A 12,399-nucleotide genomic window follows, 5' to 3' on the forward strand; every position below is an offset into this window, starting at 1 on the left:
TGCCTCCTTTAGATGGCAACCGCTCTGCGGGTTCCGCGGGCCAGAAGCCCCTCAAACACCCACCGGGTGAAATAGATGGCGGTGAAAAAGCTTGCAACAATACCGATGGACAGGGTGGTGGCGAAGCCCCGGATGGGACCGGTTCCGAAACGCAGGAGGACCAGGGCGGCGATCAGGGTGGTGACGTTGGCATCCAGGATGGTGATGAAGGCCCGGGAATAACCCGCCTGCATGGCGGCATAGAAGGATTTTCCGGAACGGAGCTCTTCCCGGATGCGCTCAAAAATGAGCACGTTGGCGTCCACCGCCATCCCCACGGTGAGAATGAGCCCTGCGATTCCCGGAAGGGTCAGGGTGGCGTGGAAGGCGGCGAGAGCGGCCAGCACCAGCACCAGGTTGAGCAGGAGGGCAAGGTCCGCCACCAGCCCGGCGGTTCGGTAATAGAGGGCCATGAAGATCACCACCAGGATGAATCCCACCACCAGGGCGCGGGTTCCCCGTTCAATGGAGTCCTTCCCCAGGGTTGGACCCACCGAACGTTCCTCTATGATCCGAAGGGGTGCGGGAAGGGCACCCGCCCGGAGAATGACGGCGAGATCCCGGGCTTCATCCAGGGCGCCGATCCCCTCAATCCGGGCCGCACCGCCCCGGATGGCCTGCCGGATGACCGGTGCGGACTGGACCACACCGTCCAGCACGATGGCCAGGCGTTTGCCCACGTTTTCCTCGGTGAGGCGCTCAAACTTCACCGATCCCCGCGGGGTGAACTCCAGGATGACGATGGGCTGGTTGGCCGCGGTGGGATCCTGAGGGGACCCGATGGTGTGATAGGCGTTGGCGATTTCCGCCCCGGTGAGGGGAACGCGCTTCTTCAGGAGAAAGAGACGACGGTATTTCTCACCGGAGATCTCAAAGATCCGTCCCCAGCGAAACTCATAGCCCGGGGGGATGGCCCGCCGGATGAAGGGAAGGGAAAGGATCGTGTCCACCAGGGGGACGTTGTCCACGCTCACCACATAATCTCCCCCCACCTGCCCCAGAAGGGAGAGGAACGGGTGATCGGGCGAAAGGCGTTCCCGGGCGTCCTGGAGGAGAGTTGAGTCCTGATCCAGGGCCTCTTTCAGGGCCTGATCGATATCCCGCAGGGTCTGGAGGGTGAGGTCCTGGTCCGCCACGATCCGAAATTCCAGGAAAGCGGTTTTCCCGATCAGGTTTTTCGCCCGATCCGGGTCCATCACCCCGGGGAGCTGGACCAGGATCCGGTCCGTGCCCATTTTCTGGATGGACGGTTCAAACACCCCCCACTGGTCGATCCGGTTCCGGATGATCTGGATGGCCCGGTCCACCGCACCTTCCACGTCCCCCTCCTTGAGCTTTTCCCGGTCCACCTCCAGGAGAAGATACATTCCACCTTTCAGATCCAGCCCCAGGTTGATGGCCCGTTTCTGGAGGGATTCCAGCTCCGAGGGGGGCAGTTTGGCCTGCTCTTCGGGCTTCATGGTGTACAACCGATAGGACGGCCAGAGACTCCAGAGGGCTGCGCCCAGCACAACAAGAAAAAACACACCTCGAACCTGCCAGTTGCGCACCGTCTGTCCTCCTGTTCCCAGAACGTCTGTGCCAGTGTGGATTATACCCCATCCTCTCCGGACGCACAAGAAACGGGGATTTCCTTCCTCGCCCCCACCCCAAACACGGTTCGTTGTTCCCAAAATTGAAGCACAATTTTGGGCGTTTCGTCCCGACTTTTGGAATGGTGATTCTCGAAAACCTCGTTTCCAACAATCGTCTCCGGACATGCCGTTCTGGCAATATTTTTGCAACACTTCTGTGCTGAACCCTCTCTCACGCAGGAGGTGCGCGATGAAGGAACTCCGCTTTCACGGGCGGGGAGGGCAGGGGACGGTGGTGGCGTCCAAAATTTTTGCGTCCGCCGCCTTTCGTCAGGGATTCTGGGTTCAATCCTTTCCGCAGTTCGGTGTGGAGCGCCGGGGGGCACCGGTCCAGGCCTTTTTGCGCCTGGGTCAGCCCGGCGAGCCCTTTGTGCGTTCGGGGATCCAGAATCCCGACGTCATCGTGGTGCTGGACCCCACCCTTCTCACCCTGGGGATCCTGAACGATCTCCGAAAAGGGGGGCTGGTGCTTCTGAACCTGCCTGAACCCCCACAAAGCCTGGCTCTTCCTGAAAACGCCCGGGTCTTCTGGGTGGATGCCTCGGCCATTGCCCGGAAGCACCGGCTGGGAAGCCCAACGTCTCCCATCGTGAACACCGCCATGATGGGGGCCCTGGCCCGAATTCTGGACGTGGACCTGGACCACGTGCTTGCCAGCATCGCGGAAGAGGTTCCCGTCCGGGTGGAGGACAACCAGAAGGCCGCCCGGGATGCCTGGGAGACGGTGCAAGAAGCGCATGTGAACGTCCTTTCCTCCAACGGCACGCGCAAAAAACGTCTTCCCACCGTGGACGAGCTTCCGGACGTGACCATCTCGTCCACCAGCACCCGGGAAAACCGCACCGGTTTCTGGCGGAACATGCGCCCCGTGCTGGACGAAAAGGCCGGTCCCTGCGAGAAGGCCTGCCCCCTCGGGACCCCCATCCCCCGGTATATGAACGCCATCCAGCAGGGCGATCTGGAAAAAGCCGCCCGCATCCTGCTGGAACGGAATCCCTTCCCGGCCGTCACGGGGAGGGTGTGTCCCGCCCTCTGCGAGGTGGGGTGCAACCGCCGCAAACTCGAGGGAAGCGTGAACATCAAAAACGTGGAGCGGTTTCTGGGTGACCGGTTCGGCCATCTCAAGGTCCTTCCGCCCCGGGAGGAAACGGGCAGGCGGGTGGCGGTGGTGGGAAGCGGTCCTGCCGGCCTGACCGCCGCCTATTTTCTCCGGAAGGCCGGTCACGCTGTGACCGTGTTTGAGAAAGACGACGCACCGGGGGGCATTCTGCGGTACGGGATTCCCGAATATCGCCTCCCCAATTCCGTGGTGGATCAGGAAGTCGCCCATCTTGAACGCATGGGGATCACCTTCCGAACCGGGGTCACCGTGGGGAAGGACCTCACGGTGGAAGACCTCCAGAAGGACCACGATGCGGTGGTTCTCGCCATCGGGGCTCATGAGGAACGCCACATGGGGATTCCTGGCGAAGAACACACCCTGTCCGGTCTGGAATTCCTGCGGGCCGTGGCCCGAGGGACCTGGAAGGGTGAAGGCCGACGGGTGGCGGTGATCGGGGGTGGCAACGTGGCCATGGACGTGGCCCGGGTGGCAAAGAAGCTGGGGCTGGAACCGGTGGTGCTCTATCGCCGGACCCGGAAGGAAATGCCCGCCATCGAAGAAGAGATCGCCCACGCCGAAGCCGATGGGATTCCCTTTGAATTCCTGGTCCAGCCCGTGGCCATCGAGAAAACTCCCGACGGCCTGCGGGTTCGGCTCCAGAAGATGAAACTCGGCGAAAAGGACAAGAGCGGCCGTCCCCGTCCGGTGCCCATTGAGGGTGCGGTGGAGGAACGGACGTTTGACATCGTGATCCGGGCCATCGGTGAACGTCCGGCCTTCGGGTATCTTCCCAGCGAGCTCCTCGGGGACGACGGCTGGATCCAGGCCGATCGGCACACCGGCGCCACCCGGCTTCCCGGCGTGTTCGCGGGCGGTGACCTGGTGGAAGGGCCGTCTCTGGTGGTGAAGGCCATGGCCTGGGGCTACCGCATCGCCCGGGCCGTGGATCATTACCTGGCCACCGGCGAACTCCCCGCGAAAGAACCCGTGCGGAAAACGGCCAGCCTGGCCTTTATCCGGCTGGACGCCTTTCTCCCCAAACCCCGACAGGAAGCCGAACGCCAGATCACGGTGGATGAGCACGGCGAACTTGCCCTCGCCCGGGAGGAAGTGCTCACCTGGGATGAGGCCCGGGTGCTCGAGGAGGCCTCCCGGTGTTTTGTGTGCGGCACCTGCAACGGGTGCACGGTGTGCGCCACCTTCTGTCCGGACGCCGTGATCACCATGAACGGCAAACCCGTGATTGACTATGACCACTGCAAGGGTTGCGGGATCTGCGTGGAAGAGTGCCCGCGGGCGGCGCTCTCCATGGTGGACGAACGGGTGGAGGTGCGGCCATGAGTATCCATGAAAAGGCACAGGCCCGGGTTGCCGGGACCTGGAAGGTGTTGACCGGAAACCACACGGTTTCCCATGCCGTCAAGCGGGCGAGGGTCCAGGTGATTTCCGCCTATCCCATCACCCCCCAGACCCACATCGTGGAACTCCTTTCGGAAATGGTGGCTTCAGGGGAACTCCCCGCCCGGTTCATCACGGTGGAATCTGAACACTCCGCCATGGCTGCCTGCATCGGGGCGGCCGTCGGGGGTGCCCGCACCTTCACGGCCACCTCGGCTCAGGGACTGGCCCTGATGCACGAACTGCTCCACTGGGCCGCCGGTGCCCGTCTCCCCATTGTGATGGTGAACGTGAACCGTGCCATGGCTCCCCCGTGGTCCATCTGGACGGACCAGAACGACTCGCTGTCCCAGCGGGATACCGGATGGATGCAGGTGTACGCCGAGTCCAATCAGGAGGTGCTGGACCTGATCCTCCAGGCCTACCGGGTGGCGGAAACGGTGCTTCTTCCGGTGATGGTGATCCTGGATGCTTTCGTGCTCTCCCACACCGCCGAACCTGTGTATCTCTATGATCAGGAGGTGGTGGACGCCTTCCTCCCGCCCCTGGACTATCCCTATCGTCTGGACCTTTCCAACCCCCGGTCGGTCGGAAACCTTGCGGACCCCTCCCTCTATTTCGAGTTCAAGGTCCGGCAGGAACAGGCCATGCAGAAGGCCCGCAGGGTCTGGAAAGACGTGGGGCAGGCCTTCGGGGAACACTTCGGGACCGCCTATGAACCCCTGGATCTCTACCGGGTGGAGGATGCCGACACGGTGTTTGTGATCGCAGGCGCCACGGCCACCACCGTCCGGGTGGCGGTGGATCAGTTGCGGGAGCGGGGAGAACGGGTGGGCCTTGCAAAACTCCGCCTGTTCCGCCCCTTCCCCTTTGAGGACCTCCGGAATGCCCTGCGGGGCGCGTCCCGGGTGGTCGTGCTGGACCGGAACATCTCCTTCGGTCATCACGGGATCTTCTTCCAGGAAGTCAAGTCCGCCCTGTATGGTCTGGTGCCGGCACCGGACGTGTATGGAGCCGTGATCGGTCTCGGGGGACGGGACGTGACGGTGGACACCATCCTGACGGTGTATGACCGTCTGGATGCCTGGGATCCGGCAGACCCCATCCCCCATTTCGTGGGGGCGCGCTTTCGGGAGGACGGGTCATGAGCGTGAAAACCGTGAACACCACCCAGATCCATTACGGTCTCCTTGACCGGATCGGGCGGGATGAGCTCATGGAACCGGGCCATGTGGCCTGTCAGGGGTGCGGTGCCACCCTGGCCATGCGCCTGGCTCTGAAGGCTCTGGGGGAGCGGACGGTGGTCACCGTGCCCGCCTGTTGCTGGACGGTGATCGACGGCCCCTTTCCCCAGCACGCCCTTCAGGTGCCCCTTTTCCACACCGCTTTTGAAACGGCGGCCATTGCGGCCACTGGGATCCGGGCGGCCTTTGCCCAGCGGGGCGAAAACGATGTGACGGTGATGGCATGGGCAGGGGACGGCGGGACGTATGACATCGGTCTCCAGGCCCTTTCCGGGGCGGCCGAACGCAACGAGGACGTGCTGTATGTGGTGTATGACAACGAAGCCTATATGAACACGGGAATCCAGCGGAGCGGTTCCACGCCGGTGGGTGCCTGGACCACCACCACCCCTGACGGTGCCCGGCGTCACGTCCTCAAGAAGGACATCGTGAACATCCTGGCTGCCCACCGCGTCCCCTATGTGGCCACCGTTTCCCCCGCCTTCCCCGAAGACCTGGTGAGAAAATTCAAGAAAGCACGGGAGATCCGGGGATTCCGCTTCATTCAGGTGTTCTCTCCCTGCCCGCCCGGATGGAAGTTTTCCTCCGAAAAGACCGTGACCCTTGCCCGTCTTGCGGTGGAAGCGCTCGTTTTCCCTCTGGTGGAGATTGAGGACGGCAAGCGGGTGACCGTGAACTACCGGCCTGAGCGTCCCCGGCCCGTGGAGGACTATCTCAAAGCCCAGGGCCGGTTCCGGAACCTTCCCGACGAACTGAAGGCAGAGATCACCCGTCAAATTCTCGAGCGGTTTGAGGATTTTGTGGAAGCCCACCGGAGAACCCACGGCACGGACGAGAACATCCCCACCCGCATCTCCTGACCCATCGCAGGCCTGAATGAGGGCGGGGGCCTCTGGCCCCCGCTCTCTTGGGTTCTCCGGAGTGTTTTGTTCCGCTCACGGCACCACGATCCGTCCCCGGTCCACGCGATCCCTCCACCTCACCTCCACCACGTGCACACCTCCCTTCAACACCCTCCCCAGATCCCGCTCCACATACCCCCCTTCCCGCATCTCCACACGCTCCTCAAACCGCTTCCGACCCACCACATCCCACACACGAATCAACACCTCCCCACCGTCCGGCACACCCACCCGCAGCACACCGGACCTCATCAACCGACTCCGATCCCACCCAAACCGGACCACCGGACGCACGTCCTCATCCATCACCCCACTCTGTCCTTCGCCCCGCCCCACCGACGCCAGAACCTCACCACTCCCGAACAGGGCAATCCGCCGAAGGCCCACCGCCTTCCCCTCCTCACCCCACAACCGGAGTCTCAGCGTGTCCCCCGCGCCTGCACACACCGGAAACCGGACACCCTTCCAGACACCCGATTCCACCGGGATCGCCTCCACCCCACACCCCGAAACTTCCGCCCACACCGTGTCGCTCTCCACCTTCATCATCAAAAGATCCACCACGCCCTCAAAGCCCGAAACCGGAATGGCATACACCAGCGTATCCCCCACGTCCTGTCCAAACGCCTCTCCTCCCGTCGTTCCGTCCCGGGCCACAAGCCACGAAGAAGGGGTTTCTCCACCGAGCACTTCATACGCCACCCGGTCGGTCCGGAAACCTTCAAGGGGAACAGGGAGATCGCCCCACACCATCGACCCCTTCACCCCGCCGAAGCCCGCGTGGATCACCAGACCCGAATCGTCCGGAAGCACCGTCCCGATCTGAATCCTGGGGGCCACAGCCACCACAAACCCGCCTTTCCCGGCTTCCTCCACCACCAGCCGGGTGTTTTCCCCATCGTTCAGCGTGGACACCCGCCACAGCCCGACCCAGGACGTATCGGGATTTCCGCCGAGAAGGGAAGGAGGCCCTTCCTGGCGAGACGCTGGAGCGGGGGAGGTGCTCCAGACATAGCCAAGGCTTGTGCTGTCGATGGCCACGCCGCCATACAGGCCCGGTCGGCGGCGGGCGGTGAAAAGGTCCAGGCGATACCGGGTCCGTCCGGTCCGGAAGTCCATCCCCGCATACACCGGCTGAACCTCAGCATGGGCCAGGCCCGGAAGGCCCAGGTCCACGGTTCGATACACCCGGTTGTTTGCCACATCGATCACAAAGGCCTGGACGCTGGCCGTGGAATCTTCCGGCGAGCACACCACGACCGCATACCCCACCGCCTCCTCAAGATCACAGGCACGGAAAGAGCCAGGAAGAAGAAGGGGGGTCTGTCCCACGGTCTGATAGTGCCAGCCGTTCGTTGAGGAGCCATACACCACCCCGATCCCGGGAGAAAGGCCCACCACGTCGGTGTAGTGGTACCGGGGTTCTCCCGCATACCCTCCCTGGTCCACCACGGTGGTCCTCCCTCCTCCGACCTCCACCACGACCACCCGTGTGATTTTGGTGTCACTGACCTTATACACCGGCACGCTCACCAGGACGTGCCCGCCCCGGCTCCACACGCCCACCGCCCCGCTGATCTCCCATGCGGAAGATGGCACGATATACAACGTGGACGACCCCACCGTGCTTCCATCCCACACGATGCCGACCACCCTGGTGGAGGTGCTCACCACCGCCCACACCCGGCCCTGTCCATCCACACCCAGTCCCAGATCACGAACACCGGAAAGCCCCGTCAGGGGCAGGGACGTATCGGCCACCCCCGTCCACGTGTTCCCGTTCCGCTCGTACCGGCGGATATAGAGGTTCCCGTTCCCGAGGAGCTGGGCTGCCCACACGGTGTTCCCCTGTTCGGCCACCACAGGTGGGATGGGGACCCAGGGGGAATCCACCCGGGTGGTCACGCCTGCCGACACCCACACCGGCCAGTTGAAACACCGGGGACGGCTGTTTTTGAAACTCATAAGATAGCCGAAATATGAATAGGCCGGTGCGTTCTGGTTGACCCAGGCAAAGGCCAGGGCGTTTCTTGTGAACCGTTCGGCACTGGGCAGGCCGATCTCCCCGTCCAGGGCGTGTTCCGCATACCCCACGTTCCGGAAATTGGGCCCCGAAAGGACAAGCCGAAACGCGGTATCCGGCCCGAGCGCCCGGAAACTCCGAACACGGTATTCAAACGCCTGGCCCGGAGAAAGCACGTCCTGGACCAGTGTCGCCGTGGAACTCCACACGGTGTCGATCACGTTCCAGGAACTCCCACCCGGTGTTGTGCGTTCGATCACGAATCCGCTTCCTTTGGCAACGTTGGGGTAATAGGCAAGCCGGATGTTGATCCTTGTGGAGTCGCTGCAGTTGCTCCAGAGAGGCGTGTGGCCGGGTGGGTCGAGAATCCGGAGGGTTTCGCGGGAGGGGGGAGGTCCGGAGGTGAGTACACGGTTTCCGTTGGGGCCGAGGGGTCGGCGGGAATAAAGGTAGAGGATGACGGTATCATCCAGGGTGGGGAAGGCGTTCCAGAGGGGGATGTTCCAGGGAATGATGCCGGTTCCGGAAGAGGCGGTGCCCAGGATATAACCCCGGCCGGAGTCGGCCATCTGGATGCTTGCGGCCACGTGAACGGCCCATGAGGGTTTGTTGCTCCAGGTGATCTGAATGCCGGAGTCGGTGATGACGGCGGCGTCGAGGGTGGGACGGGGGAGAAGGATTGCTGTGGAATCTGCAGAGGAAGTATTGCCATATCGTACAGATTCCACTTTCACGAGGATACGACGGTAAGTTACGCCCGAAGGTAAACTGTCCCACAGAGCGTCGTTCCACGAAACAAACAGCGTATCCGTGTCAGGGGGCAAAAGGCGTATCAGCGTGTCTGCTCCTCCGCCCCATCTTTCGCAAATCCACGAGACCCGATATCCCGTTTCCGCGGTTGAGAGATCAAACCATCGAAGGGCCATGCCCTGAGGCGTGACATCCACTTTTTTCAGGTACGGCTGGACATATGGTCCTGTCCGAATGAGTCGTGGCGTCGCATCGTCAGCCAGACGGTAAGACAGGCCGATTTCCATGATGTCCCATGGATCCACGCTTACCGTGGTCGTCTCCCGATCAGGAAGGAGGAGAATCTTTGATGATCCACCGGTTGAAGCGTTGTAAAGGTTGATTTGATAGTGGCCTTCTCCCACATGGTCTCGCCAGATCAGGCGAAATGTCTGGTTATCAATTTGCCGAACATCAACCAGATCCAGAACAGGGAGAGGGTAGGGGTCTGTTGTGGAATATGGATGGACAACCACCTCATACAGTTCCGACTGTTTGAGTTCCTGGTTGTTCAATTCATCCTCCAGTGCACGGACGAAATCGGTGGAAAGTCCCTGAGGCGTTTGCACTTTGTAGCCTTTGGCACGGATCGTTACGCGCAGCACTTCGATCGATCCCACATAAATTGCTGTGTCAAGAACCTGGAAGTTCCCTGCATATTGAAGATCGTTCCTCATCCGGTAATGCGCCTGAAGAATTTCCTGCAGGCTGTGAGCAAACCCGTCATCGTCCCATCCGGGCGTGTTATCGTCCTCAGAAGGGTCGTCCAGCAAATCCCACAAATACTGCATCACCGCCCCTTCCACCTTACGACCGTCGGAATTTAGTCCCCGCTCTCCCCCGTACATAGGTGTTCCCTGCGGTTCGAAGAACTCCACCTCGGCGGGAATATCCATTTGTCCCCGCCAGGATGCGAATTCCCAGAATTCTGCAAACCCTTCCCGAAACGCATGCCCGGGATTGGTCACTTTCCTGTAATAATGTTCCCGATCCAGATCCCCATAGGGCATTTTGCCTCCCAAAAGCACATATTGCACCAGATGACCAATTTCATGACTCACTTCGAGAGAATAAAGCGGATCCCATACGGACGCATGTTCGTTGATTACGGCGATGGCTGGATGGGCATAATGGACCGAAGGGGACATGTCATACGTTCCCAGGACGGTCACCCGGAAAATGCCTTTTGCTCGCATATCGATGGCAAACGAACTCCCCATCTTCAGAGGGTAACATCCTCCAAGATTGGTAAACCGGATATCAAAGCACACCACGGCGCTGTCCGGATAGTTGATCTGAACCGGTTGCCAGGGAATTCCAGCACCTGCCACAATTTCCCCGTGGTGGCGAATCAGGTCGACGAGTTTGGCCAGACGGGCCTCTTTTGAATACCAGGGGAAGAAGAAATTGACGGTTACGCTATCTCCCCCGCGCAAATTCAGCCACCGATACCCCAGCGTATAAGTCCCCGGACTGAGTTCGAAGCGCCGTCTCACCCAGCCATCCACCAGACTGTAAACGTATTCCCCTCTCCATGGTTGATGGACTTCACCCCATGAATTGGCCGTGCGCACCCACACACGATAGGGCTCTGCAAAGAACGAAGCCCCCGGAATTTGGAAAGAATAACGCCCCTGACCATCCGTGTGAGTACAGATGATATTGATTCCCCACTCATCAAGACACACTTCGATTTGCGCGCCATCCACGTTTCCCTGTGGTGATTCAAATTGCACCGTTCCGGAGATTTTTATCCAGTTGACCGGTCCTTCTATGTGGGTCGAGTCAACCGACAGCACATTCTGCGCATGGTTCAGATCGTTGTACAGCCCGCCCTTCTGAAGGAGGGTTTTGATTTGAGACGAGTCCAGAAAATAGCCCGTATCTTCACGAGAAACAAAGAATGTGGTCAGGTAGAACGTTTCAAATGGTGTGACGGTGTCACGATCGGCCGGCAAAATCAACCACCCCACGCGATACACACCCGGTTGGTTGATCCGCAGGGTCATCTGGACGGAATCCCGATCCCCGGGTGAAAGTGCAAGGGTTTTCAGGGTGTCCCCACCAAGGAACTCGAGGCCTTCCGGAAGATACGGTCCGATTCGAAAGGGGGCCACCTGATCGGTGGCATGAATCCGAACTTTGAGATGCAGAGTCTGTCCTGTTTTGGGGATATTTCCTCCCTGCACACCCCCATCGAAGTCAAACTGGAGGCTTTCCTGTGCCATCAGCCATGCAGGGAAAAGAAGAATCATCAGGGCACGGCTCTTCATGGAAAAACCTCCTGTGGTACCTGCAACCCTTTTTTGTTCGAGTTACATCCTTCCGAAGTCTCCACCAGATAACGACTCAGATTTCGAATCAACCACGCCTCCAGACGTTTGGGTCTCCCGGAACTGGTATGAATCTTGGCATAGAAAAGAAAACTGTCCCGTGTCCCCACCCATCCGCTCCAGGGCCACCACTCCCATCCCATCTCGGGAATCTTTCGGCGTAATTCGGAGGAATACGTGTACACCTTCCCCGATTGGTAATTTCTGAATCCGCACTCGTACAAAAGATGCAGTGTGGGATTGGAAGGGATGGCGGCGTAGGTGCTGTCCACCACGACCACGCTGTCTTTTCCCTCGGAAGAGGGGATCACGTAAAATCCCTGCCACCCGATCAAACTCTCGGCGGCTGAAATCTCTCCCGTCAGAAAGTTAATGCGTGCAGCAATGCCGCAATCTCCAAAACAGTCCCAGGCCTTCATATAACCCACCACCGGGTTTTCCCAGGATGGAAGAATGTGGTACGCCAGATTGAGCGTGGTTTCCGGAAAGGAAGACACAATCCTTTCTTCGGAAATGTCAAAAAGCATGAGTCGCATGGAACCTCTGATCCCATAATCCCCCTGAATCAGGATGTACTGTTCGTTTGAAGACAGGCTCATGGTGAAGATTTCGAGGGGGGAGGTGAAGGTGTCCACGATGGGGGTCATTGAGTCCGATGCGGGATCGTATTTCCAGAGCCCCCTGCATCGTTCCATCCGCCATCCATTGAAGGGGGTGGTCCAGACACACCCATACATCTGGCCGGTGGAGGGAACCAGGATGCCGTAGAAGTTGGTTGCAAGGTGGATGACGTCCGGACCTTCCTCCTGTTGCCGGTTGTTCAGAGGCCAGAAGGGAAGATATTGACAGGAACTGAAGATCAGCGAAAGTGCGAGCACCGGGACGAAGCGTTTCATCTACTTTCCTCTCTCCTCCCGCATGTCAGGGGAAAGAAC

Annotated in this window: 6 protein-coding genes; 3 read left to right on the forward strand and 3 right to left on the reverse strand. The window is 60.4% G+C overall.

The window, feature by feature from the left end:
- Positions 1–8 precede the first annotated feature (8 nt).
- A complete protein-coding gene (gene secD / locus AC6HU3_RS05640) occupies positions 9–1,589 on the reverse strand; it encodes a protein translocase subunit SecD (protein ID WP_497472807.1) in 1,581 nt (526 codons plus the stop codon).
- A 274-nt stretch (positions 1,590–1,863) separates the two neighbouring features.
- On the opposite strand from secD, the gene AC6HU3_RS05645 reads away from it, so the two are divergent.
- Genes AC6HU3_RS05645 through AC6HU3_RS05655 form a run of 3 tightly spaced genes read left to right on the forward strand, consistent with a single transcriptional unit; the run spans position 1,864 to position 6,277 of the window.
- A complete protein-coding gene (locus AC6HU3_RS05645) occupies positions 1,864–4,116 on the forward strand; it encodes an NAD(P)-binding protein (RefSeq protein WP_497472808.1) in 2,253 nt (750 codons plus the stop codon).
- Entirely contained in the window at positions 4,113–5,321 is a 1,209-nt protein-coding gene (porA, locus tag AC6HU3_RS05650) for a pyruvate ferredoxin oxidoreductase (RefSeq protein ID WP_497472809.1), read from the forward strand. Before AC6HU3_RS05645 ends, porA begins: the two co-directional genes overlap by 4 nt.
- Complete coding sequence (locus tag AC6HU3_RS05655; RefSeq protein ID WP_497472810.1) at positions 5,318–6,277, forward strand: thiamine pyrophosphate-dependent enzyme; 960 nt, start codon at positions 5,318–5,320, stop codon at positions 6,275–6,277. Before porA ends, AC6HU3_RS05655 begins: the two co-directional genes overlap by 4 nt.
- A 75-nt stretch (positions 6,278–6,352) precedes the next feature.
- Here the strand turns inward: AC6HU3_RS05655 and AC6HU3_RS05660 are convergent, their stop codons facing one another.
- Both AC6HU3_RS05660 and AC6HU3_RS05665 read right to left on the reverse strand, forming a co-directional pair.
- Entirely contained in the window at positions 6,353–11,404 is a 5,052-nt protein-coding gene (locus AC6HU3_RS05660; RefSeq protein WP_497472811.1) for a hypothetical protein, read from the reverse strand.
- On the reverse strand, positions 11,401–12,360 hold the full coding sequence (locus AC6HU3_RS05665; protein ID WP_497472812.1) for a hypothetical protein: 960 nt from the start codon (positions 12,358–12,360) through the stop codon (positions 11,401–11,403). Before AC6HU3_RS05665 ends, AC6HU3_RS05660 begins: the two co-directional genes overlap by 4 nt.
- Between the last annotated feature and the right edge of the window lie 39 nt (positions 12,361–12,399).

This window comes from Caldifarcimen microaerophilum (genome assembly GCF_055387105.1).